Here is a 22,229-nt window from a genome sequence, read left to right as displayed (position 1 = left end):
CATGGCTGAGACGATCAAAACCAAAGTCCTCATCATCGGCGCCGGCACCGGCGGCTATGTCGCGGGCATCCGCTGCGGCCAGCTGGGCCTCGACACTGTCCTCGTCGACGGCGGCGACGGCCTCGGCGGGACCTGCCTGAACGTCGGCTGCATTCCGTCCAAGGCCATCATCCACGCGGCCTCGAAGTTCGAGACGGTCAGCAAGGCCGCTGCCGGCGGCACGCTCGGCATCACGGCCTCCAAACCCGCCATCGACCTGGCCCAGACCACGGCCTGGAAGGACGGCATCGTCCGCAAGCTGAACGCCGGCGTCGCCGCCCTGCTGAAGAAGTCGAAGGTCAAGGTCATCAAGGGCTGGGCGAACTTCACCGACGCCAAGACCTGCACGGTGAAGACGGCCGACGGCGACATCACCATCAGCGCCGAACACGTCATCCTCGCCACCGGCTCCGAGCCGGTCGAACTGCCCTTCCTCAAATTCGGCGGCGACGTCATCTCCTCGACCGAGGCCCTGTCGCTGGACAAGGTGCCCGGCAAGCTGGTCGTGGTCGGCGGCGGCTATATCGGCCTCGAACTCGGCATCGCCTTCCGCAAGCTGGGGGCCGAGGTCGCCATCGTCGAAATGGCCGACCGCCTGCTGCCGCTCTATGACAAGGCCCTGACCGATCCGGTCGCCAAATGGCTGGAGAAACACGGCGTCGAACTGCACCTCGGCGCGAAAGCCGGGTCGTTCGAAAAGGGCCAGCTCAACGTCACCACGAGGGACGGCGCCGCCCTCACGCTCAAGGCCAACAAGGTTCTCGTCACCGTCGGCCGCCGCCCGCGCACCCAGGGCTGGGGTCTGGAGAATATGGGCGTCGCCATGGCCGGCCCGTTCGTCAAGATCGACGACCGCTGCGCGACCTCGATGAAGAACGTCTGGGCCGTCGGCGACCTGACCGGCGAACCCATGCTGGCCCACAAGGGCAGCGCCCAGGGCGAGGTCGTCGCCGAGATCATCGCGGGTCACAACAAGCGCTTCGACCCGGTCACCATCGCCGCCGTCTGTTTCACCGAGCCCGAAATCGTCTCCGCCGGCCTGACGCCGCTCGATGTCGAGGGCCGCGACGACGTCCTCACCGCCGTCTTCCCCCTGATGGCCATCGGCCGCGCCCTGGCGCTGGAGGCCGGCGACGATGGCGGCTTCGTCCGGGTGCTGGCGTCGAAGACCGATCACCGCCTGCTCGGCGTCCAGGCCGTCGGCCAGCACGTCTCCGAACTGTCCAACAGCTTCGCCCAGATGCTGGAGATGGGCGCGGTGCTGGAGGACGTCTCCGGAACCATCCACGTCCACCCGACCATGGGCGAGGCCTTCCATGAGGCGTCCCTGCGGGCGCTGGGGCATGCGATCCACATCTAGGGATGAGGGATGATGGTAGGACCAAGGATTAGGGCGACCGGGCTGGCTGACACGGGGGCCGCAGCCATCGCCTGTCCTTCCTCATCCCTCATCCCTAATCCCTTCCTCCCGTCGTCGAACCGTCACATCACCGTCAGCCTCCCCGTCACAAACCTGTGGTCCAAGCGGCGCCATCTGCTCTTGTTCCGGAGACTGACGATGACCCGCGCCCTGCTCGCCGCCGCCTCGGCGATCGCCCTGCTCGCCCTCGGGGCCTGCAACAACGACCAGTCGGCCGGCAACCAGACCGCCCGTGCGGGCATATGGGCCGCGGGCTCCTCGACGGTCTTCCCCTTCGCCACCCGCGTGGCCGAGAATTTCGCCCGCACCTCGGGCGGCGCCGCACCCCGCGTCGAAGCGCTGGGTACCGGCGGCGGCATCCAGGCCTTCTGTCAGGGCGTGGGACCGAACACCCCGGACATCGCCAACGCCTCGCGCCGGATGAAGGCGTCCGAGTTCGAGCTGTGCCGGACCAACGGCGTCACCGACATCGTCGAGATCCAGATCGGCTTCGACGGACTGGTCATCGCGACCGCCCGTAACGCCCCCGACTACGGCTTCTCGGGCGACGACCTGTACCTGGCCCTCGCCAAGGAAGTGCCGGGACCGAACGGGACCTTTATCGCCAATCCGCACACCACCTGGAACCAGGTCAACCCCGGCCTGCCCTCCAGCCGCATCCTGGTCTACGGTCCTCCGCCCACCTCGGGCACGCGCGACTCCTGGCTGGAGCTGGCCATGGCGCCCTCGGCCCGGGCGATACCTGCGCTGGCGGCCCTGGCCGAGAGCGACGAGGACCGGTTCGAGACCCTGGCTCACACCCTGCGCGAAGACGGCGCCTGGGTCGATTCCGGCGAGAATGACAACGCCATCGTCCAGACCCTGACCCGCACCCCCGGCTCGACCGGCGCCTTCGGCTATTCCTTCCTCGAGCAGAACAACGACACGGTGAAGGCGCACAGCGTCAACGGCGTCATGCCGACGCTCGAGACCATCGCCTCGGGTGAGTATCCGATCTCCCGCTCGATGTTCATCTACGTCAAGAAGCAGCACGTCGGCGTGACGCCGGGGCTGGAGCAGTTCGTGATGGAGTTCATGTCCGATGCTGCCGCCGGCCGCGGCGGCTATCTGCAGGACCGCGGTCTGGTGCCGCTGCCGGCCGACCAACTGGCCGCCCAACGCGCCATCGCGACGGCGATGACGGTGATGACGGCGCCGGCGGAGTAGGCAGTCAGGGATGAGGGATTAGGGAAGAGGGATGAGTGAAGCAGCCGCTAGGCAGTCCTCATCCCTCATCCCTGTTCCCTAATCGCTCCCTCAGGCCGCTGTCTTCCGCCTCAGCCGCGCGATGCGCCGCAGCCGCCGCCAGAAGCGTCCGCGTTCCGGCTCCGGATAGGGCTGAAGGTTCTGCACGAACTCCTCGGCCGACGCGCGCCAGCTGAACTTTTCGGCATAGGCGCGCACAGCCTTGCGGTCGCACTTCAGCGCCTCCAGACAGGCCGTGCGCAGGTCCTCGTCGATGGCGCCGGCGTTCGAGCCCGGGATGATGTCGATCGGCCCGTGTGCCGGATAGGCGGCCACCGGCGTGCCCGTGGCCATGGCCTCCAGGATCACCAGGCCGAAGGTGTCGGTCCAGCTGGGGAAGACGAAGACGTCGGCGTCGCGGAAACACCGCGCCAGCTCCTCGCCGAACCGGGCCCCGAGGAATTTGGCCTCGGGATATTTGAGCTCCAGCTCGGCGCGGGCAGGGCCGTCGCCGACCACGATCTTGGTGCCCGGCAGGTCGGTTTCGAGGAAGGCCTCGATATTCTTCTCGACCGCCACCCGTCCGACATTGAGGAAGAAGGGCCGCGGCCAGTCCTTGCCGCCCAGCTCGTCATAGATGCGCGGCAGATCCGGATTGAACTGTTCGGTGTCCACACCCCGCGACCAGGGCGAGACATTGCGGAAGCCGCGTTCCAGCAGCTCGTCCCGCAGCGTCGGCGTGGCCACCATCAGCCGGCCCGACGGCTTGTGGAACCACTTCATGTAGGCGTAGCCGACCTGCACCGGGACCGGGAAGCGCGCCGAGATATATTCAGGGAATTTCGTGTGATAGCTGGTCGTGAACGGCAGCTTCCATTCCACGCAGATGCGCCGCGTGGCGATGCCGATCGGCCCCTCGGTGGCGATATGGACCGCCTCCGGCTCATAGGCCCGCAGCCGCTCGCGGATCTCTTCCTCGGCGCCCAGCGCCAGCCGGATTTCCGGATAGGTCGGTGCCGGGATGGTCTTGAACTGGCTCGGCTCGATGACCTCGACCTCATGGCCCATGGCGCGGCATTCCGCGATGGTCCGGGTCAGGGTGCGGACGACGCCGTTGACCTGGGGCTCCCAGGCGTCAGTGGCCAGAACGATGCGCATATGGGCCGGATGGCTCCGCCGTTGATCGGGGAACTGATCTAGCGGGTTACGGTGAACTTGGCGAGACAGACGAACGCTCTCCGGCGGTTTCGGTCATCCAGCCCCGCCGCGCGTGCTTCCGTCTCGCCGGGGAGCAGCCCGCGGTCAGAGTGGCAGCGCCGTCGTCGCCTTGACCTCTTCCAGCACCGCATAGGTCCGCGTCTCGCGCACGCCCGGCATTCGCACCAGCACGTCGCCCAGAAACGCCCGATAGGCGTCCATGTCGCCGACCCGCGCCTTGATCAGATAGTCAAATCCGCCCGCCACCATATGGCACTCCAGCACCTCGGGTTGACGGCGCACCGCCTCGGCGAAGGCCTCGAACATGTCGCCTGTGGTGCGGTCCAGCAGCACCTCCACGAAGATCAGCAGGCCGCGCCCTACCTTGGCCGGATCGATCAGTGCGGCGTAGCCGGTGATCACCCGCCGCGCCCTCAGCCGTCGGACCCGCTCGAAGCAGGCCGCGGCGGACAGGTTGCAACGCCGCGCCAGTTCGGCGTTCGACAGACGGCCATCCTCCTGCAGGGCGCGCAGCAGGCGGCGATCCACGGCGTCGAGCACTTCCATCGGTACATCCCCCGTTTGACCGAACGATCATCGGCATGGCAGCGGATGATACGATACACATTCGGCAGAGTCCGCCATATATGCCCGGGGTACTCAGGATCGAACGCCCATGACGACCGCCTTCTCCCCCTCCAGCGTCGCCCACTGGGATTCGCTGGACCAGGGCAAGTTCGCGGACGAGACCGCCACGGTCCGGGGCCTGCTGGCGCGCATCCCGCTGGATGCGGCCGAACGGGCCTCCGTCCTGTCCAGCGCGATAGGCCTCGTCGAACGGGCCCGCGCCAGCGTCAAGAAACAGGGCGTGGTCGAGAGCTTCCTGCAGGAGTTCTCGCTGGGCACCCGCGAGGGTCTGGCCCTGATGTGCCTGGCCGAGGCCCTGCTGCGCACGCCGGATGAAGAGACCCGCGACCGTCTGATCGCCGAGAAGATCGGCTCGGCCGACTGGGCCAGCCACCTCGGCCAGTCCGACAGCCTGTTCGTCAACGCCTCCACCTGGGGCCTGATGCTGACCGGCAAGCTGGTCGATGTGGACGAGGAGGCCCGCACCGACCTGCCCGGCTTCCTCAAACGGATCGTCGGCCGTCTGGGCGAGCCGGTCATCCGCGAGGCCGTCGCCGCGGCCGTCCGCATCATGGGCGAACAGTTCGTGGTCGGCCGCACCATCGAGGCGGCGCTGAAGCGGTCGAACCGCGAGGGCTGGCTGTGCAGCTTCGACATGCTGGGCGAGGGCGCCCGCACCGCCCATGACGCCGAGCGCTATGAGACAATCTACGCCGACGCCATCACCGCCGTCGGCAAGACGGCGAAAGGGCAGGGGCCCGAGGCCGGCCACGGCGTCTCGGTCAAGCTGTCGGCCCTGTCGCCCCGCTATGAGGCCACCCACGAGGCCCGCGTCTGGGACGAGCTCTACCCCCGCATCCTGCGGCTGGCCCGCATCGCGGCCCAGTACGACATCAACTTCACCATGGACGCCGAAGAGGCCGACCGCCTGGCCCTGTCGCTGAAGCTGCTCGACCGGCTGGCGCATGAGCCCGATCTGGGCGGCTGGACCGGCCTCGGCCTCGCGGTGCAGGCCTACCAGAAGCGCTGCCCCGAGGTGATCCGCCGCGTCGCCGAACTGGCGAAGACCACCGGCCGCCGGCTGATGGTCCGGCTGGTCAAGGGCGCCTACTGGGACACCGAGATCAAGCGCGCCCAGGTCTTCGGCCGCACCGACTATCCGGTCTTCACCACCAAGGCCGCGACCGACCTCAACTACCTCGTCTGCGCGAAAGCGATGATCGAGGCGGCGCCGCACATCTACAGCCAGTTTGCCACCCACAACGCCCACTCCCTGGCCGCCGTCTACAAGATGGCGTCCGAGCGCTCGGTGAAGATCGAATTCCAGCGCCTGCACGGCATGGGCGAGGCGCTGTACGACGCCGCCCGCGACGCCTTCGGCCCGGTGACCGTCCGCGCCTACGCCCCCGTCGGCGGGCATGAGGACCTGCTGCCCTATCTCGTGCGCCGCCTGCTCGAGAACGGGGCCAACTCCTCCTTCGTCCACGCCCTGCTGGACGAGCGGGTGCCGGCCGCCGCCGTCGCCGCCGACCCCATCTCCGCCGTCGAGGCCCACCCCGACCGCCACGCCAAGATCCCGACCCCGAAGGACATGTACATGGACCGCCAGAACTCGCTGGGCCGCGACTATTCGCAAGCCGCCGACCGTGAGCGCCACGCCATCGCGCTGCAGAAGGTCGACAGCGAGACCCTGACCGCCGGCCCGATCATCGGCGGCAAGCTCAAGGCCGGAACCAATCCCCAGCCGGTCACCAATCCCTTCGATACGACCCGCGTGCTGGGCCATGTCTCGGAAGCGACCGAGGCCGACATCGACGCCGCCGTCGACGCCGCCGCCCGCGCCCAGATCGCCTGGGACCGCAAGGGCGGGGCCGCTCGCGGCGTGGTCCTGCGCGCCATGGCCGATGCGCTGGAAGCCAATATGGACCGGCTGGTCGCCCTGCTGTCGCGCGAGGCCGGCAAGACCTTGAACGACGGGGTGGCCGAGATCCGCGAAGCCGCCGACTTCTGCCGCTACTACGCCATGCTGGCCCAACGCGACTTCGGCGGCCCGACCGAGCTCAAGGGCCCCGTCGGCGAGATCAACCAGCTGGTCCTGCACGGCCGCGGCGTCTTCGCCTGCATCAGCCCGTGGAACTTCCCGCTGGCCATCTTCACCGGCCAGATCGCCGCGGCGCTCGCCGCCGGCAATGCCGTCCTCGCCAAGCCCGCCGAACAGACGCCCCTGATCGCCGCCGAGGCCGTCCGCCTCTATTACAAGGCTGGCCTGGACCCGAACCTGCTGGCCCTCGTACCCGGTCGTGGCGAGACGGTCGGCGCCAAACTGGTCAGCCACCCGGGCATCGACGGCGTCGCCTTCACCGGCGGCACCGACACCGCCAATCTGATCAACCGCTCCCTCGCCGCCCGCCCCGGCGCCATCATCCCCTTCATCGCCGAGACCGGTGGACTGAACGGCATGTTCGTCGACACGACGGCGCTGAAGGAACAGATCATCGACGACGTCATCCTGTCGGCCTTCGGCTCGTCAGGTCAGCGCTGCTCGGCCCTGCGTCTGCTCTATGTCCCGCATGACGCCGCCGACGCCCTGATCGAGGGCCTCAAGGGCGCCCTCGCCGCCCAGGTCGTGGGCGATCCGACCGACCCCGCCACCGACATCGGCCCGGTTATCGACTCCGACGCGAAGGCCGCGCTCGACGCCCACCTGAAGCGGCTCGAAGGCGACGCGAAGATCATTGCCCGCGCCGAACTGCCCGCCGGCGCCGACAAGGGCCATCTGTTCGCCCCGACCATCGCCGAGATCCCGACCCCCGACTATCTGGAACGCGAAGTCTTCGGCCCGATCCTGCACATCTGCCGCTACGAGCCGTCGAAGCTGAAGGAGACGGCGTCGAAACTGGCCGCCCGCGGCTACGGCCTGACCCTGGGCGTGCACAGCCGGATCGAGGCCTTCGCCGAGGAGGTCGCGCGCCTCGTCCCGGCCGGCAACGTCTATATCAACCGCTCGATCATCGGCGCCGTCGTCGGCGTCCAGCCCTTCGGCGGCGAGGGCCTCTCCGGCACCGGCCCCAAGGCCGGCGGCCCCTGGAGCCTGATCCGCTACGCCTCCGAAAAGGCCATCAGCAACAACATCTCCGCCCAGGGCGGCGACCCGGCCCTGCTGAACCTCTAGGTCGCCTTACAGCAGCCCTGCATCCCGCGCCGACCGCTCCAGCGCCTCCCGGAATTTCGGGTCCGCGATGGCGATCAGGGCGCGGGCGCGCTCGGCGTCGCTCTTGCCCTTCAGCTCTGCCCGGCCGTGCTCCGTGACGACGATGTGGACGTCGTTGCGCGGCACCGTCACCGGTCCGTCCAGCCGGGCCACGATCCGTGACACCGTCCCCTTTGCTGCGGTGGAATGGCAGGCGATGATCGACCGCCCGCCGGCAGAGGCATAGGCCCCGCGCACGAAATCCAGCTGACCGCCTGACGCCGTAAACTGGCGGCCGTTCAGATGCTCCGAACAGCAGGCGCCGGTCAGATCGACCTGCAGTGTGGCGTTGACCGAGATCATCCGGTCGTTGCGGGCGATGACGGCCGGATCGTTCACATAGTCGACCGGACGGGCCTCCATGTCGCGATTGCCGTCGAGAAAGTCGTAGGTGGCCCGCGTCCCCATGCAGAAGGAGAACACCCCCTTGCCGGGATGCAGGGTCTTGCGCGCATTTGTGATGACCCCCTCCTGCATCAGCTCGACCAGCCCCGGCGTGAGCATTTCAGTGTGCAGACCGAGATCGCGCCGGTTTCGCAGAGCCGCGCAGACCGCGTTCGGCAGGGCGCCGATACCCATCTGAAGGGTCGAGCCGTCCTCGATCATCTCGGCGATCAACCCGCCGATGGCGAGGTCATTGGGCGACGATGCGACCAGGGGCAGTTCAAGCAGGGGTACGGCGTTCTCGACCACCGCCGTCACCCGCGAAATATGGACCGTGCAGTCGCCGAAGACCCGCGGCATGGCCGGGTTGACCTCGAGGATGATCCGCCCGGCGTGCTCGCTGACCGGCCTGTTGTAGTCAGTGTTGATCCCGAAGCTGAAGAAGCCGTCGTCGTCCATCGGCGAGACGGTGCAGATCAGGGTGTCGACCCCGGCCTCCCGCATCAGCCGCGGAACCTGCTGGAAACCGGTGGGGATGAAGGTCACCGGATTGGGCCGTCCGGCCGCCCGCGCCCGCGCTTCCAGCCCCCGCTCGATGGCGCTGTGGAACAGGCTCATCGGGCGGATCCGGCCCATCAGCTCGTCCCTGAACACCGTCCCGCCGGCGATGCCGGTGGACAGCAGATAGTAGAGGCTGACGTCGTCGACCTGCCCGGCCGCGGCCCTTTCGGCCAGTGCTGCGAGAATGGCTGGAGGCTGGGAAAATCCGAGTCCCATCGCCACACGGGCGCCCGACGGAATGAGGGCGACGGCGTCGGCCGCAGACATCAGACGCTCGGTGTACAGTGCATTCGACATGGGCGTTTCCATCGCGGTTCGTGACCCTAGCCGATCGGGCCGATGGAAACCTGACTTTGATCAAGGCGCCGTGGTTACTTCGGCCATCCCCCCGCCCGGCTCAGCGCGCTCGGCGCCGGGCGGCCGATCTTCTCGCCGATCCAGCGCGCGATTCCGATCAGGGCGTCGAGGTCGTAGCCGGTGCTGAACCCGGCCCGTTCGAGCATATAGACCAGGTCCTCGGTGGCGATATTGCCGGTGGCCCCCGGTGCGAACGGACAACCGCCAATGCCGCCGACCGAGGCGTCGAGGACCGTCACCCCCGCCTCGACCCCCGCATAGGCGTTGGCCAGTCCCGTGTTCCGCGTGTCGTGAAAATGCAACCGCAGCACCGCCTCTGGCGCAGCCTTCCGCGCCGCCTCGACCTTCCGCGTGACGGCCCACGGATCGCCCGCGCCTATGGTGTCTGCCAGGGCGATCTCCGCGACGCCCAGTTCGGCGATCCGCCCCACCAGATCGGCCACCTGATCTACCCCGACCTCGCCATCGAACGGGCAGCCCCAGACGCAGGACAGGGTGGCGGACAGCGACGGCGTCGCGCCCGGCGATCCAGCGGCATTCGCCCGGCCGGCGATGATGTCGGCCAGCATCTGCACCTGCTGGTCGACCGACAGCCCCTGGTTCTTCAACCCGAAGCCGTCGGTGGCGGACATGGCGACATTGACTTCGTCCACCGCCGTGCCGAGCGCCCGGTCATAGCCCTTGCCGTTCAGGACCAGGCCGATCCGGCTGCATCCCGCCTCGTGCGGCAGCGCCGCCATGACCTCTTCGGCCCCGGCCATCTGCGGCACATATTTCGGATGGACGAAGCTGACCGCCTCGATGCGGCGGGCGCCGGCGGCTTCCAGCCGGCGCACCAGATCCGCGCGGACGGCCGGCTCAAGGATCGCCTTCTCGTTCTGCAATCCGTCGCGGGGGCCGACCTCGACGATGGTGACGGCCCGGCTCACCGTGGCGGCTCCACCACCGGTCCGCCGGGCGGGGCGTAGACGGTCAGGCGGACGCCCTCGCCCTTGGAATAGTTGTGGCCGTTGACCTCGCCGACGGCGCGTCCCGTCACCCCCAGCTCGGCTGTGGCCTCGCGGAAGGCGTCGGCGTCACGCGCCTCGACGATGACGGGTCGACCCTCGGCCAGGGCGCGGGCGGCGCCGGCGGCGTCGGTCAGTTCGGTGTCCCGGCCGGTCAGGAAGACGAGGCTGGGCTCATGGAAGCCGGTGACGGCCACCGGTCCGGCGCGGCCCTGACGCGGGTGCAGGTTGGCGGCCAGAAGAACCTTCTCCACCTGGGGGGCTACGGCCAGCGGGCGAAGCTGCCGCAGGGTGCCGGACAGGGCCCCGTGAGCGATGACGCCGAGGACGATCGAGGCCATCACGGCCGTCATCGCCGCCCGGTGCAGCATCAGGAAGGCTCCGATCAGGCTGGCCAGAATGGCGAAGACGATGGTGATCGTGGCCCAGGTCTGGGCCGTGGAGCGGCCGTATTCGGTCAGCAACCAGACCGAGGCGACGGCCAGCAGGGCGCCGGCCGCGATCGTCAGCCCCGCCCCGGTGTAGCGCGAGACCTTGCCGATGGGGCGGGTCAAGGCGGCGGCGGCCAGCAGGGCGAGGGCGCCGAAGGTCGGCAGGGTATAGTGGGCCAGTTTGGTCGGGGTCAGTTCGAAGATCAGCCAGGCCGGAACAAGCCAGCAGATCAGGAAGCGGATCGCGGGCTCCGTCCGTCTGTGCCACCCTGCCGAGAGGGCCGCGGGCAGCAACAGGGTGGCCGGGAAGAACAGCAGGGGCGCGATCAGCAGATACAGGCCCGGCGGAACACCGTGCCCCTCGTCGCCGCCCGCGATCTTGGGCGCCAGATCGCCGCCGATGGCCTCGGTCCAGAAGCCGCCGTCGGTGGCGATGGTGATGGCGATAGCCCATGGTCCGACGATCAGGGCGACCAGCGGCAGCCCCCAGCCCCAGCCCAGCCGCTTCAGCCAGCTGAAGTCGCGGTCCCAGACCGACAGGGCGATCATGGCGGGCGCCACGACGATCAAACCGATCGGACCCTTTATGAGAATCGACAGTCCCAGACCCAGCCAGAACATCAGCTTGTGCGGCCGGATGGGCGCCTCGCCCGCTCGCGTCGCCAGATAGATTCGCGCCAGGCCGGCCATGGCCAGGGTCACAGCCCCGCACAGCATGGCGTCGGTCTTGGCGATCCCGGCCTCGGTCGACAGCAGGAAGGTGGCCCCAAGGATGGCGCCCGCCAGGAAGCCCGCCCTCTGCCCGAACATGGCCGCCCCGGCCCAGGCGCAGGCGGCCGCGGCCAGCATGGCGCCGAGGATGGAGGGGATGCGGTAGGGGGCGATGTCACGGCTCTCGACACTCGAGGTGACCGCCACCGCGACGGCCTGCATCCAGTAGATGCCGACCGGCTTCTTCCAGCGCGGATCGTCCTGGAAGCGGATGTCGACGAAGTCGCCGGTCTCCAGCATCTGCGACGTGGCCTGGGCGTAACGGCTCTCGTCCCGGTCCAGCGGCGGCAGCAGCATCAGCGTGGGCAGCCCCGCCAGCAGCGCCACCAGGGCGGCGAGCAGGGGGCCGCGCCAGCCGGCGATGTATCGGTCGAGATCGGAAGCCTTCATATTCATCTTCCTAACACGCCGCCTCGCGGCGCGTCATTGTTTGGACCACCGCCCGGTGCAGGGTGGCATATGGCGAACCCGCGCTATCTCCCGCCCGGCGCGGAAACCCGCTAGACAGCCGGGATGAACGCAGCGATCCCCGATATCTCCGTCGTCGTCCCCGTCCACAATGAAGAGGGCGCCGCCGGGCCTCTGGCGCGCGAGATCGCCGCGGCCTTCGAGGGCCGGTCGTATGAGATGGTCTTCGTCGATGACGCCTCGCGGGACGGCACGCTGAACGAATTGCGCGGCCTCATGACAGAACTCCCGGCGCTTCGCGTGCTCAGCCACGGGTCCAATGCCGGGCAGAGCCGCGCGGTGCGCACCGGCGTGCTGGCGGCGCGCGGGGCGATCGTGGTGACCCTCGACGGCGATGGCCAGAACCCGCCGGCCGACGCGCCGAAGCTGGCCGACCTGCTCGCATCCTCCCCCTCGTCGGTCGCCCTGGTCGGTGGCGTGCGGGCGAAACGCCAGGATTCCGGTGCCAAGCGTCAGGCCTCCCTGTGGGCCAACCGCATCCGTCGCAAACTGCTGGGTGACGACGCCGACGACACGGGCTGCGGGCTGAAGGCGTTTCGGCGGGAAATCTTCCTGCGCCTGCCCTATTTCGATCACCTGCACCGGTATCTGCCGGCCCTGATGATCCGCGAGGGCTATCAGAACCTCTATCTCGATGTGGACCACCGTCATCGTGAGACGGGCCAGTCGAAATATACCAACTGGGGGCGGCTGGTCGCCTCGCTGTCCGATCTGCTTGGCGTGATGTGGCTGAAATCGCGCTCCCGCCGGCCCGGCGCGATCAGCGAATTCTGACTTTCCCCTGACGCGCGAGCGGGCGTAGCCGTTTGGATCGAACCGGGGTAAGCATCGTTAACAAGCGCGGCCGTTCCGCGGCCGCAAGACGATGGAGCCCGCCATGCTGATCGCCATCCCGCTTCTGTTCATCCCCGTGGTGATCTACGCCATCGTCATCGGGTTCGGCGTCCTTGGATCCGGTGGACTTGCGGCGGCGCAACAGGCGTTGAGTGAGCCCCTGTTCTCGATCCCGATGGTGTCTGGCAGCGCCTGGAACGTCGGAACCGGCGACCTGATCCTGTTCCTGTCGCTGATCCTGCTGTTCTTTGAACTGCTGAAATCGACGTCCAGCCAGAAGGTGGCCATCGTCAACCACGCCCTGTCGATGATCCTCTTCGTTTTCTGCCTGGTCGCCTTCCTGCTCTTCAAGGGCTTCGCGACCTCGACCTTCTTCCTGATCCTGACCATGGTCATGCTGGACGTCCTGGCGGGCTTCATCGTCACCATCATCTCGGCCCGCAAGGACCTGGAGTTCGGCGCCGGCTGATCAGGCCGACACGATGCCGGTTTGGGGCGCGACACTCTGCTTGCAATCGAGCGATTGTCAGCATAAGCGTCGCCGCCAAATCACTGTTTTTCCACAATTAAAAGTTTTTTGAGCGTCGCCAGCCATCATGGCTGGGACCCGTGTCAGACTCCTGCCCATCCCGTCGGTGGGGAGGGCGTCGGATCCAGCGCCTCGATGTCGGCGGGCTGTGGTCGAGCGAAGAAGCCCGGGGGATGGATACCTCGGGGGTCCTTGCGGAGGTCGATGGATGGCCTCCGCCTGCTCGCCGCGCGCTTCTTGTGCGGGCTGCTGACGGCGAGACCGTCATGTCCGCCGCGCGTCGCAGCCGGCAACGGCTGCGGCGGAGATCCGGTCAGGTCCGAAGTCAGGGCCACTACCCGGAGGGCGCGTGGAAAACGGCTGCGCGGGGCGGCGCCGTCCCTTCCCGACCGTGACTTCACGGGCGGATCAGAAGGGCGGCCAAGGTCAGGCTTCGTCGAAACGGTAAAACAATCAAAGCACCGGGCGAGGCCCGGCCGCCCCGCACCCTCCCTGACCTTTCCGCCAGTCCTGCCGGAGAGCGCTTCAGCCTGCGCGAAGCGCGAGGCCGCGTCGGGTCGACAGGGCGGAGCCCTGTGACCGCGGCCCAACAAGACGGTCTTTGAAAATCAGGAGAAGGCCACGAAGATCAGCGCAACGACTGTGATGTCGAAGGTGCGCGAGAGGATGGTCAGCATGGCGGCGGTCCCGAACGAGGCTTGAGAAGCCCTCGTTCAGCAAGGACCGTGCCGTCGCCTCAGACGTCGGTGTCTTTCGCCTTACCCGGCAAGGGCCGGCGTTCGGCGGCCCCCGAATGCTCGGTCCCGAGATAGGCTGACCGCGCTGCGTCCAGCACCGGCGGGCCGCCCTTCAGGCCGCGGCGCTGGCCGGTCTGTCCGATCATCTGGGCGGCGAAGACAGCTGCGCCCGGGTCTGCGGGCGGAGTTGGGGCAGGTCTTGCCGGGGGCTCGGCAGCCTCGACCGGGAAGTCCACCGGGACGAGGGCTCGCGAGGCGGAGGCAGCCCGGCGTTCGGCGGCGCGCCGGTCATCGGCGCGGCGATCCGCGCGGCGCTGGACGGGCTCGACGGGGCGAACCTCGTCGGTCATGTCAGCTGCCCTTCGACAGCTTGTCGAGCTGGTTGCGCATCTCGTCCATCTGACGGCGCATCTCGGCCAACGGATCAGCGGCGGGCGCAGACGTCGGTGCAGGCGCGGCGCCGGGCGTCGGGGCGCCGGGGGTCAGGGCGTTGAAGCCCGGCCAAATCTTCATGGCGTCGGTGAACAGGGCCATGTTGCGCTTGACGGCCTCGTCGAGGATGCCCGCGCCGGGCGCCGCGCCGAAGGCCTTGGAGAACTGGCCGCGCATCTGTTCCTGCTGACGGCTGAAGCTGTCCAGGGACATCTCCAGATAGCTGGGCAGCACCCCCTGCATCTGGCCGCCGTAGAAGCCGATCAACTGGCGCAGGAACTGGACCGGCAGCAGGGCCTCGCCGCGGCTCTCTTCCTCGAAGATGATCTGGGTCAGGATCTGGCGCGTCAGATCGTCATTGGTCTTGGCGTCGAAGACGACGAAGTCGGTGCCTTCGCGGACCATCCTGGCCAGGTCCTCGAGCGTCACATAGGCGCTGGTGGCGGTGTTGTAGAGCCGCCGGTTGGCGTATTTCTTGATGACGACGGTGTCGCCCGCTCCGGCCTTCTTGTCCGCCACGCCAAACCCCTGACCTGTTGCACTGCCGCACTATCCCGCAGCGCGAAGCCGCATGCAAATCAGCCCGCGGCGGCGGGGGCCAGAACCACGCCCACCAGCACCGCGGCCCAGTGCACGGTGGCGCCGGTGACGACGAACCCGTGCCAGATCGCCCGGCGGAACTTCACCGACGGGCTGATGAAGACGAAGACGCCGGCGGTGTAGATCAGGCCGCCCAGCACCAGCAGGCCCAGGGCGATCGGATGGACGGTGTCGATCATCGGCTTGAGCGCCAGGACGGCCAGCCAGCCGAAGCCGATATAGACCGCGCTCCAGAAGGCGTCGGAGATGCGCGGGGCGACCAGTTTGACGGCGACCCCGGCCAGGGCGATGGCCCAGACCAGCAGGGTGAAGCCGATGGCCCAGGCGCCTTCAAAGCGCTGGGTGGTGAAGGGGGTGTAGCTGCCGGCGATCATCAGGAAGATGGCCGCCTCGTCGATCCGGCGCAGGATGGGCCGGGCGGCGCAGGGATGGGTCTGGTTGTAGATGGTCGAGGCCGTCAGCATGGCGATCAGGCAGAGCGCGTAGGCCGAGGTGGCCACGACCGCGCCGATGCCGGCGTAGATGGCGGCCAGCACGGCCAGGACGATGCCGCCGACGGCGGCGAGGGTCAGGCCGACCACATGCACGATCAGGTCGGCGGTCTTTTCCGCCGGCGTCCGGTAGTGCTCGGCCATGTCCAGCTCGTCGGGGACGCAGACCTGCACGAAGACGTTCTTCAATCTCTTGAGCATGGCCCCATCAAGCCTTTCTCGCTCTTGTTTGTTCCCGCCATCATGGGGGCGGCGGGTGACCATTCGCTGAACGGCGTCGTCATGCGTGACGAAGGCGGCGGGATGCGGCAGAAACGCCACGACTCGTTTCGCGGGGCCTAACGCCCGGCGAGGGCGTAGAGGTTTCGTTTTCCATGGCCCGGACGCTCCCCCGTCCCGGCCGGCACAAGGGGTCACACCATGTCCATTGACGTCGTCATCGTTTCCGCCGCGCGCACGCCGGTCGGGTCCTTCCTCGGCGGCCTGTCGAGCCTGCCGGCGTCGAAGCTGGGCGAGGTCGCCATCCGCGCGGCGCTGGAGCGGGCGGGGGTGAAGCCGGAAGAGGTCGACGAGGTCATCCTCGGCCACGTCCTGCAGGCGGCGGCGGGGCAGGGCCCGGCGCGGCAGGCGGCCATGGGGGCGGGCATTCCGAAGGAGGCCCCGGCCTGGAGCCTGAACCAGATCTGCGGCTCGGGCCTGCGCGCCGTGGCCATCGGGGCCCAGCAGATCGCCTTGGGCGACGCGCGCATCGTCGTCGCCGGCGGGCAGGAAAGCATGAGCCAGGCGCCCCACGCCCAGGCCCTGCGCACCGGTCAGAAGATGGGCGACCTCAAGCTCATCGACACCATGATCAGCGACGGCCTGTGGGACGCCTTCAACGGCTATCACATGGGCCAGACGGCCGAGAACGTGGCGGACAAGTTCGGCATCAGCCGGGCCGATCAGGACGCCTTCGCCGTGGCCAGCCAGAACAAGGCCGAGGCGGCGCAGAAGGCGGGGCGGTTCGATGACGAGATCGTCCCGGTGACCATCAAGGGCCGCAAGGGCGACACGGACGTCGACAAGGACGAGTTCATCCGTCACGGCGCGACGCTGGAGGCGATGCAGGGGCTCAAGCCCGCCTTTACGAAGGAAGGCAGCGTCACCGCCGCCAACGCCTCGGGGCTGAACGACGGGGCGGCCGCGCTGGTGCTGATGAGCGCGGCCGACGCGAAGGCCCGGGGGCTGGAGCCGCTGGCGCGGATCGTCTCCTCGGCCACGGCGGGGGTCGATCCGGCGGTCATGGGCACGGGCCCGATCCCGGCCTCGAAGAAGGCGCTGGAGAAGGCCGGCTGGACCGTCGCCGACCTCGATCTGGTCGAGTCCAACGAGGCCTTCGCGGCCCAGAGCCTGTGCGTCCTGCGCGAGCTGGGGCTGGACCCGGACAAGGTCAACGTCAACGGCGGCGCCATCGCCATCGGCCATCCGATCGGCGCCTCGGGCGCCCGCATCCTGACCACCCTGCTGCACGAGATGAAGCGGCGCGGGGCGAAGAAGGGGCTGGCCACCCTGTGCATCGGCGGTGGCATGGGCGTGGCTCTCTGCGTCGAGCGGGACTGAGGCCAGCGCACGCTCCTCCGGGGCCGGCTGGTTCATCACGAAGGACACGAAGACGGGCACGAAGAACACGAAGGGAGCCCGTCTGTTTCGGGCTTCGCGGGCCCTTGCCCGCAATCGATCGGTTGCGTCGCCCTGACGGGCGCCGCGGAGGCGCCGGCCCCTTCGTGTTCTTTGTGATCCCTTTGTGGTCTTTGTGATGAACCGACGATCCTGAAGGCCGCACCGGAGGTCCCCCATGGCCAAGACCCTGCACATCGACTTCGTCTCCGACATCGTCTGCCCCTGGTGCGTGGTGGGGCTGGGCGGGCTGGAGGCGGCGCTGGAGACGTTGAAGGCCGAGGGGATCACGGCGGAGGTGCATTTCCAGCCGTTCGAGCTGAACCCGCAGATGCCGCCCGAGGGCGAGAACATCGTCGACCACATCGGCCGCAAATACGGCTCGACCCCCGAACAGTCGGCGGCCAACCGGGCCATGATCACCGAGCGGGCCGCCGAGGCCTGGCCGGGCTTCGACATGCGGATGGGGCCGGACAGTCGCATCTGGAACACCTTCGACGCCCACCGGCTGCTGCACTGGGCGGGGACGGTGGGGGCGGCCGAACAGAGGGCGCTGAAGGCGGCGCTGTTCACGGCCCATTTCACCGAGGGCCGGACGATGACCGACGCCGGCGTCCTGGCCGACGCGGCGGCGGCGGCGGGGCTGGACCGGGCGAGGGCGGTCGAGGTGCTGGCGGAGGGGCGTTACGCCGCCGAGGTGCGTGCGGAGGCGGCGCTGTGGGTCTCGCGCGGGATCAATGGCGTGCCCGCCGTGGTGGTGGAGGGGAAGTGGCTGATCTCGGGCGGGCAGCCGGCGGCGGTGTTTGAAGAGGCCCTCAGACAGATGGCCGCCGGGGGCTGAGCCGGCCCTCACCCGCCGCGTCCGGAAACACCGTTCACACCGTTCACATCGTGCGCATCGTGCGCCGCGCGCGGGGGGCCGGCTTCGTCGAAGGCCCAGCGCATGACCTCGTCGGCGTGGATCCGCCGCGCCAGCTCCCGGGCGTCGGACTCGATCACGTAGCGCACCCGGCGCCAGCGGAGGGCCTCGACGGCGTCGCCGCGCAGCACGGCCCGCATCATCCGCCGGTCGGCGACCCATTCCAGCTCATGCAGCTCGACCTTGTCGAGGTCGCCGTCGACCTGCTCCTCCAGCAGCACGCCCTCGTCCCACGGGTCCAGCCGGACCGGCGGCGTCCACGGCTGGTCGGCGCGCCGCCAGCCCTCGCCCGCCGCCCGCTTGCGCAGCGCGGTCAGCCCGACCCCGTGCCGCCGGCAGCATTCGGGGGCGGAGATCCCGGCCAGATAGTCCTCACGCACCTGGGCCCAGACCTCGTCGGGCGCGGGGCGATGACCGTTGGCGGGGCGGGCGGGGGCGCCGTCGGGCATGGGGTCCTCCCTTGTGATCGCGGGGGAGGTTAGGGCGGGGGTACGTCAGATCTGGACGTGGGGGAGAGGCTGCCTGTCATCCCGGCCCAGCCGCGCGGCGGCGCAGAGCCTCTTTGTCATCCCGGCCAAGCCGCGCAGCGGCGCAGAGCCGGGACGGTGCGTGCGCCCTCCATGCCCTCCCGGACAGCCCGTCAGGGCTGAGCCGGGAGCCACGCGGCGCCACCCTGACCTGTCGCCCGGACAGGCGCGGTGCGCCTTCCGGGCGGGGGGTGGTGGATGCTGTCCCGTCCCGGATAGCCGCTGCGCGGCTTCCGGGATGACAAGACCCCCCCCACCGCCGCTTGACGCCCCCCGCGCCTTCCCCGAACGTCGGTCCATGTCGCTGTTCGAATTCACCTTCGGCCTGTCCGCCGTCATCCTCGGCCTGGCGTTGGCGCATATGGCCTCGAGCGTGCACCGGCTGGTGATGGCCGGGCGGCGGGTGAAATGGGCTCCCGAGCCGGTGCTGCTGGCCGGGATCATCTTCCTGGTCATCGTCTCGGTCTGGCTGGGGCAGTGGGGCGACCGCGATCGCGAGACCACGACCACCGGCCTGATCCTGTTGCAGGTGACCAAGCTGCTGCTGCCCTTCCTCGCCGCCGCCTTCGTCCTGCCCGAGACGCCGCCCGAGGAGGGGCCGGTCGACCTCTACGCCCACTATGACCGCACGCGCGCCTTCACCTTCGGCGCCCTGATCGCCGGCCTGCTGCTGTTCTGGCTGGATGGCATGGTGCGCTGGGCGATCGGCGACTTTCCCGAGGCCGGACCGATCACCGTCTGGGGCGTGCTGAAAGCGGCGCCGTGGGAGTTCACCACCCTCTACGCCCTGCTGATCTTCGTGCGCCGGCGCTGGGTCAACATCGTCCTGCTGACCGCGGGACTGGCGTACTATGCGTGGCAGATCGTGCCGACGACGTTGGCGGTGTGAGGCGGGGCTGACCGCTGTTTGTCATCCCGGCCAAGCCGCGCGGCGGCGCAGAGTCGGGACGACGCCCCCCCCCTGTATGCCCTCCCGGACAGCCCGTCGGGGCTGAGCCGGGAGCCACGCGGTGCGGCCCTGACCTGTCGCCCGGACAGGCGCGGTGCGCCTTCCGGGCGGGGCGTGGTGGATGCTGTCCCGTCCCGGATAGCCGCTGCGCGGCTTCCGGGATGACAAGGTGTAAGCCTTGACAACAACCCGGCGACCGACGATCTCTGGCGTGCAGTCTGAAAAGCTGCGGAACCTGGGGCAGCAATGCCCCAATTTGAAGCCTGGAATAGGTTTCGGTCGAAAACTAGATCGCGCTCCAAGGAGCGCTGCTCGCTGTTTTTCGAGCGTTGCTTGTTCCTTTCGAAAGTCGAGAGGGACTTTTTTATGTCTACGTTCGTTCTGAAATTCACCCACGTCTCCGTTCAACCGAGCGGCGACGCGAGCTCCATTCGCCGCGCGGTGGGCTTCGTGAATATCGGTCAACTGCTGCCGATCTTTGACAGCAAAGCGTTGGCCCCCAATCCCCGCAGCGCAAAGCGCAATGCCATCATCGAAGGCATTCTGGGCACTATGAACGACAGCCCTGAGCTGTTGCGGTTCAAGTCCAAGGGACTGCTGATTTCCTCTCATCGGGTGGAGGAACTTCAGCGCAACCGGTTCCGCGTTACCTTTGAAAAGGAGTTCGTGGACGGGGTCTTGGACGGCGGTCACAACCTGTTCGCCATCGGCCTTTTCGTCCTGTCTCAAGTTCTCGGGGAGAGGGAAGTCGCCCGGATCAAGACGTGGGAGCAACTCGACCACGTTTGGGCCGAAAACCGGAAGGAAATCGAGGGACTGGAGTTCGACCCTGAGGATCTCGTGTCCGTCGAGCTTCTCTATCCCGGTTCCACCAGCGAAGCCGATCAGGAAGCCTTCGATCGCGCAGCCTTCGATATCTCGCAGGCCCGAAACGCCAATACTGAAGTCAAGACGGAGGCATTCCAAAACAAGCTCGGCTTTTACGACGTGTTGAAGGACGCGCTTCCGGTAGAACTCAGCCACCGGGTGGAATGGAAGCCGGGAGTGGTCGAGCAGCCTGAAGCGAAGCCCATTCCGGTCCGGGACATCGTCGCTCTGGCCTGGATCCCGCTGAACTTCGCGAACGAGCACAAACTCCTGCCCATGGATATCTCGGTGCTTCCCCAGAATATCTATCGCAACAAGGGGGAGTGTTCCGAGAAGTTCAAAACGCTGATGGCGCACAACGAAGTCACCGAACCGATCGGCGGCCAAGCCGGGCAAACTCGGGAGCTGAAGCACGCGACCGTCGAATCTTGCCTGTTCATCACGGGCGATCTGCCGCGGCTTTACGATCTGATCTACGAGAAATTTCCCCGGTTCTACAACGACGGAACCCATCGGTTTGGGCGGCGGAGCGTCGTCAAGATGTACGATCCGGAGAAGCTGAAGGAGCTGAAAGCCGAGGGTAAAGACGCTTCCGGATACACAGGGATCCGTCCCCTGACTCCCTTCTTCCAGCGCTCGTCGAAGGACATGAAGTGGAAGTATCCTGATGCGTTGATCATCCCCTTCGTGACAGCTCTGTCGGCCCTCATGAAAATCGAGGGCGATGAAGTCGTCTGGGCCACCGACGACATCGATAAGGCGGTTATGGACAAGCTTGAAAAGGCCGCGCCGCTCTTTGACGGCCAACTCGATGCCTACGACTGGGATCCCCAGCGTCTGGCGAAGAGCCCGTCCAGCCATAAGCAGGCCGCGAGCTACTACCGGGTACTCTGATCCCCACCCAAATCACGGGCTGGAAATCGAGGGGCGGGTCTTAGGACCCGCCCCTTTTTTCTTGCCGTCTAGACCTTCACCTCCACCACCCCGCCCCCCGGCCCGGAATTTCGCGCTCATCTCCGCCATCCCGGCTTCCGCCTCGGCCAGCGATCCCCCCGCGTCGTTCTGCGCCGCCGCGTCCCGGCGGATGTCCTGGCTGATCTTCATCGAGCAGAATTTCGGGCCGCACATGCTGCAGAAACGGGCGGTCTTGTGGGCCTCTTTCGGCAGGGTGGCGTCGTGGTGTCTGCGGGCGGTTTCGGGGTCGGCCCTGCAAAAAACGATCTCTGAAACTACTCTGGTGACAGGATTACTCCCTCCTCGTGGCCAAATGCCTTCGTGGTACGGCCATCGACTTTCCTGCTTCGGACATTGATGCTCGAGTCGAAGCGAAACTCAGAGCCGTCGCTGGCTTGACCGTAAGCCGTCCAATGTCGGCCATCTTCGCACGAGGCGACGATGGCGAACGCTTTAGAAGGACTCAGTTGCTTTGCGGCAGCCAATACGTCCGAGAAGCTCCTCCAATTCGACTTGTGCAGACGAGATATCCGGTGGACGCGGATTGGGAGATCGTATTCCAGCTTCAGTGCCGAACAAACGCGGGCTATACGGCCTTCTATTAACCCGCCGTCGCCACGAATTATATCGATCCCGACGCCGATGGCGCTCAGACAATCGACCGCGTCGTTGAACAAGTCTTGGTCTTTGCGAGGAAGCGGGCCGAACCGTGCAGGATTCTGTTCTTCCAAAAACCTCATCGCGTTCAGAGCGGCATAGAACCCACAAAGACCATCATACTCAGCCTGCTGAAATCTTGGCTTCATTGTCGGCTATCTTTTTATTGATGGGACCAAGAGCTCCCCGCCCCCGGCCCTGAACTTCGCGCTCATCTCCGCCATCCCGGCTTCCGCCTCCGCCAGCGAGCCCCCCGCATCATTCTGCGCCTGTGCATCCCGCCGGATGTCCTGGCTGATCTTCATCGAGCAGAATTTCGGGCCGCACATGCTGCAGAAATG

The 22,229-nt window shown here is 67.7% G+C and carries 20 protein-coding genes and 1 pseudogene; 9 read left to right on the top strand and 12 right to left on the bottom strand.

The genetic code is table 11. The annotated features are described in order from the left end of the window. Window position 1 precedes the first annotated feature (1 nt). Complete coding sequence (lpdA, locus tag B3E43_RS03400) at window positions 2-1,399, top strand: dihydrolipoyl dehydrogenase (RefSeq protein ID WP_292026605.1); 1,398 nt, start codon at window positions 2-4, stop codon at window positions 1,397-1,399. A gap of 198 nt (window positions 1,400-1,597) precedes the next feature. Further along, window positions 1,598-2,665: a substrate-binding domain-containing protein gene (locus B3E43_RS03395; protein ID WP_292026603.1), complete on the top strand. Its 1,068-nt coding sequence runs from the start codon at window positions 1,598-1,600 to the stop codon at window positions 2,663-2,665. A gap of 90 nt (window positions 2,666-2,755) precedes the next feature. On the opposite strand, the gene B3E43_RS03390 is transcribed toward B3E43_RS03395, so the two are convergent. Then, window positions 2,756-3,841: a glycosyltransferase family 4 protein gene (locus B3E43_RS03390; RefSeq protein ID WP_292026601.1), complete on the bottom strand. Its 1,086-nt coding sequence runs from the start codon at window positions 3,839-3,841 to the stop codon at window positions 2,756-2,758. A gap of 144 nt (window positions 3,842-3,985) precedes the next feature. Next, a complete protein-coding gene (locus tag B3E43_RS03385) occupies window positions 3,986-4,447 on the bottom strand; it encodes an Lrp/AsnC ligand binding domain-containing protein (protein WP_292026599.1) in 462 nt (153 codons plus the stop codon). Window positions 4,448-4,556: 109 nt separating this feature from the next. Here B3E43_RS03385 and putA point away from each other — a divergent pair, with 109 nt between their 5' ends. Then, a complete protein-coding gene (gene putA, locus B3E43_RS03380) occupies window positions 4,557-7,679 on the top strand; it encodes a bifunctional proline dehydrogenase/L-glutamate gamma-semialdehyde dehydrogenase PutA (RefSeq protein WP_292026598.1) in 3,123 nt (1,040 codons plus the stop codon). Between the two features lie 6 nt (window positions 7,680-7,685). Here putA and B3E43_RS03375 read toward each other — a convergent pair whose 3' ends face one another. The 3 genes from B3E43_RS03375 to B3E43_RS03365 form a co-directional block, all read right to left on the bottom strand. Further along, on the bottom strand, window positions 7,686-8,999 hold the full coding sequence (locus tag B3E43_RS03375) for an acetyl-CoA hydrolase/transferase family protein (protein WP_292026594.1): 1,314 nt from the start codon (window positions 8,997-8,999) through the stop codon (window positions 7,686-7,688). Window positions 9,000-9,073: 74 nt separating this feature from the next. Beyond that, entirely contained in the window at window positions 9,074-9,988 is a 915-nt protein-coding gene (locus tag B3E43_RS03370) for a hydroxymethylglutaryl-CoA lyase (protein WP_292026592.1), read from the bottom strand. Continuing rightward, entirely contained in the window at window positions 9,985-11,658 is a 1,674-nt protein-coding gene (locus B3E43_RS03365) for an ArnT family glycosyltransferase (RefSeq protein WP_292026590.1), read from the bottom strand. The genes B3E43_RS03370 and B3E43_RS03365 overlap by 4 nt, the downstream gene beginning before the upstream one ends. Before the next feature lie 123 nt (window positions 11,659-11,781). On the opposite strand from B3E43_RS03365, the gene B3E43_RS03360 reads away from it, so the two are divergent. Next, entirely contained in the window at window positions 11,782-12,510 is a 729-nt protein-coding gene (locus B3E43_RS03360) for a glycosyltransferase family 2 protein (RefSeq protein WP_292026589.1), read from the top strand. A gap of 103 nt (window positions 12,511-12,613) precedes the next feature. Next, window positions 12,614-13,039: a hypothetical protein gene (locus B3E43_RS03355; protein WP_292026588.1), complete on the top strand. Its 426-nt coding sequence runs from the start codon at window positions 12,614-12,616 to the stop codon at window positions 13,037-13,039. Between the two features lie 796 nt (window positions 13,040-13,835). Here the strand turns inward: B3E43_RS03355 and B3E43_RS03350 are convergent. The 3 genes from B3E43_RS03350 to trhA are packed head-to-tail and all read right to left on the bottom strand — an operon-like array spanning window position 13,836 to window position 15,560. After that, window positions 13,836-14,186, bottom strand: coding sequence for a hypothetical protein (locus B3E43_RS03350; RefSeq protein ID WP_292026587.1), 351 nt, complete (start codon window positions 14,184-14,186; stop codon window positions 13,836-13,838). 1 nt (window position 14,187) lies between these two features. After that, window positions 14,188-14,787: a polyhydroxyalkanoate synthesis repressor PhaR gene (gene phaR / locus B3E43_RS03345; protein ID WP_292026586.1), complete on the bottom strand. Its 600-nt coding sequence runs from the start codon at window positions 14,785-14,787 to the stop codon at window positions 14,188-14,190. A gap of 59 nt (window positions 14,788-14,846) precedes the next feature. After that, on the bottom strand, window positions 14,847-15,560 hold the full coding sequence (trhA, locus tag B3E43_RS03340) for a PAQR family membrane homeostasis protein TrhA (protein ID WP_292026585.1): 714 nt from the start codon (window positions 15,558-15,560) through the stop codon (window positions 14,847-14,849). Window positions 15,561-15,779: 219 nt separating this feature from the next. On the opposite strand from trhA, the gene B3E43_RS03335 reads away from it, so the two are divergent. Together B3E43_RS03335 and B3E43_RS03330 are read left to right on the top strand one after the other, a co-directional pair. Next, window positions 15,780-16,958: an acetyl-CoA C-acetyltransferase gene (locus B3E43_RS03335; RefSeq protein WP_292026584.1), complete on the top strand. Its 1,179-nt coding sequence runs from the start codon at window positions 15,780-15,782 to the stop codon at window positions 16,956-16,958. 235 nt (window positions 16,959-17,193) lie between these two features. Next, window positions 17,194-17,856 carry a DsbA family oxidoreductase gene (locus tag B3E43_RS03330; protein ID WP_292026583.1) on the top strand — a complete coding sequence of 221 codons (663 nt, stop codon included), beginning with the start codon at window positions 17,194-17,196 and terminating at the stop codon, window positions 17,854-17,856. An 8-nt stretch (window positions 17,857-17,864) separates the two neighbouring features. On the opposite strand, the gene B3E43_RS03325 is transcribed toward B3E43_RS03330, so the two are convergent. Then, the gene (locus tag B3E43_RS03325; RefSeq protein ID WP_292026582.1) at window positions 17,865-18,383 is read right to left on the bottom strand and encodes a hypothetical protein; all 519 of its coding nucleotides are present in this window, start codon (window positions 18,381-18,383) and stop codon (window positions 17,865-17,867) included. A gap of 376 nt (window positions 18,384-18,759) precedes the next feature. Between B3E43_RS03325 and B3E43_RS03320 the strand changes: the two genes are divergently transcribed. Continuing rightward, the gene (locus B3E43_RS03320; RefSeq protein WP_292026581.1) at window positions 18,760-19,350 is read left to right on the top strand and encodes a hypothetical protein; all 591 of its coding nucleotides are present in this window, start codon (window positions 18,760-18,762) and stop codon (window positions 19,348-19,350) included. 426 nt (window positions 19,351-19,776) lie between these two features. Continuing rightward, window positions 19,777-21,171, top strand: a complete 1,395-nt coding sequence (locus B3E43_RS03315; protein WP_292026580.1) for a hypothetical protein — start codon at window positions 19,777-19,779, stop codon at window positions 21,169-21,171. A 12-nt stretch (window positions 21,172-21,183) separates the two neighbouring features. Here the strand turns inward: B3E43_RS03315 and B3E43_RS03310 are convergent. The 3 genes and pseudogenes from B3E43_RS03310 to B3E43_RS03300 all read right to left on the bottom strand — a co-directional run. Beyond that, window positions 21,184-21,480 (bottom strand): annotated as a pseudogene (locus B3E43_RS03310) (hypothetical protein); the annotation flags it as partial. 26 nt (window positions 21,481-21,506) lie between these two features. Further along, window positions 21,507-22,037: a hypothetical protein gene (locus tag B3E43_RS03305; protein ID WP_292026578.1), complete on the bottom strand. Its 531-nt coding sequence runs from the start codon at window positions 22,035-22,037 to the stop codon at window positions 21,507-21,509. 6 nt (window positions 22,038-22,043) lie between these two features. Further along, window positions 22,044-22,229, bottom strand: a 186-nt coding sequence (locus B3E43_RS03300; RefSeq protein WP_292026576.1) for a hypothetical protein, incomplete at its 5' end; no start/stop codon positions are given.

It is taken from the genome of Brevundimonas sp. UBA2416, assembly GCF_002343105.1.
Taxonomy (GTDB): Bacteria; Pseudomonadota; Alphaproteobacteria; order Caulobacterales; family Caulobacteraceae; genus Brevundimonas.
This window is presented reverse-complemented; position numbering and strand designations above follow the sequence as displayed.

What these genes read in the sequence shown, in the direction of transcription:
- B3E43_RS03375 (WP_292026594.1), bottom strand. Translation starts at nt 8,999, where the DNA reads ATGTCGAATGCACTGTACACCGAGCGTCTGATGTCTGCGGCCGACGCC.
- B3E43_RS03330 (WP_292026583.1), top strand. Translation starts at nt 17,194, where the DNA reads ATGGCCAAGACCCTGCACATCGACTTCGTCTCCGACATCGTCTGCCCC.
- putA (WP_292026598.1), top strand. Translation starts at nt 4,557, where the DNA reads ATGACGACCGCCTTCTCCCCCTCCAGCGTCGCCCACTGGGATTCGCTG.
- B3E43_RS03335 (WP_292026584.1), top strand. Translation starts at nt 15,780, where the DNA reads ATGTCCATTGACGTCGTCATCGTTTCCGCCGCGCGCACGCCGGTCGGG.
- B3E43_RS03360 (WP_292026589.1), top strand. Translation starts at nt 11,782, where the DNA reads ATGAACGCAGCGATCCCCGATATCTCCGTCGTCGTCCCCGTCCACAAT.
- B3E43_RS03365 (WP_292026590.1), bottom strand. Translation starts at nt 11,658, where the DNA reads ATGAAGGCTTCCGATCTCGACCGATACATCGCCGGCTGGCGCGGCCCC.
- B3E43_RS03350 (WP_292026587.1), bottom strand. Translation starts at nt 14,186, where the DNA reads ATGACCGACGAGGTTCGCCCCGTCGAGCCCGTCCAGCGCCGCGCGGAT.
- trhA (WP_292026585.1), bottom strand. Translation starts at nt 15,560, where the DNA reads ATGCTCAAGAGATTGAAGAACGTCTTCGTGCAGGTCTGCGTCCCCGAC.
- B3E43_RS03390 (WP_292026601.1), bottom strand. Translation starts at nt 3,841, where the DNA reads ATGCGCATCGTTCTGGCCACTGACGCCTGGGAGCCCCAGGTCAACGGC.
- B3E43_RS03325 (WP_292026582.1), bottom strand. Translation starts at nt 18,383, where the DNA reads ATGCCCGACGGCGCCCCCGCCCGCCCCGCCAACGGTCATCGCCCCGCG.
- B3E43_RS03320 (WP_292026581.1), top strand. Translation starts at nt 18,760, where the DNA reads ATGTCGCTGTTCGAATTCACCTTCGGCCTGTCCGCCGTCATCCTCGGC.
- B3E43_RS03315 (WP_292026580.1), top strand. Translation starts at nt 19,777, where the DNA reads ATGTCTACGTTCGTTCTGAAATTCACCCACGTCTCCGTTCAACCGAGC.
- B3E43_RS03355 (WP_292026588.1), top strand. Translation starts at nt 12,614, where the DNA reads ATGCTGATCGCCATCCCGCTTCTGTTCATCCCCGTGGTGATCTACGCC.
- B3E43_RS03385 (WP_292026599.1), bottom strand. Translation starts at nt 4,447, where the DNA reads ATGGAAGTGCTCGACGCCGTGGATCGCCGCCTGCTGCGCGCCCTGCAG.
- B3E43_RS03395 (WP_292026603.1), top strand. Translation starts at nt 1,598, where the DNA reads ATGACCCGCGCCCTGCTCGCCGCCGCCTCGGCGATCGCCCTGCTCGCC.
- lpdA (WP_292026605.1), top strand. Translation starts at nt 2, where the DNA reads ATGGCTGAGACGATCAAAACCAAAGTCCTCATCATCGGCGCCGGCACC.
- B3E43_RS03305 (WP_292026578.1), bottom strand. Translation starts at nt 22,037, where the DNA reads ATGAAGCCAAGATTTCAGCAGGCTGAGTATGATGGTCTTTGTGGGTTC.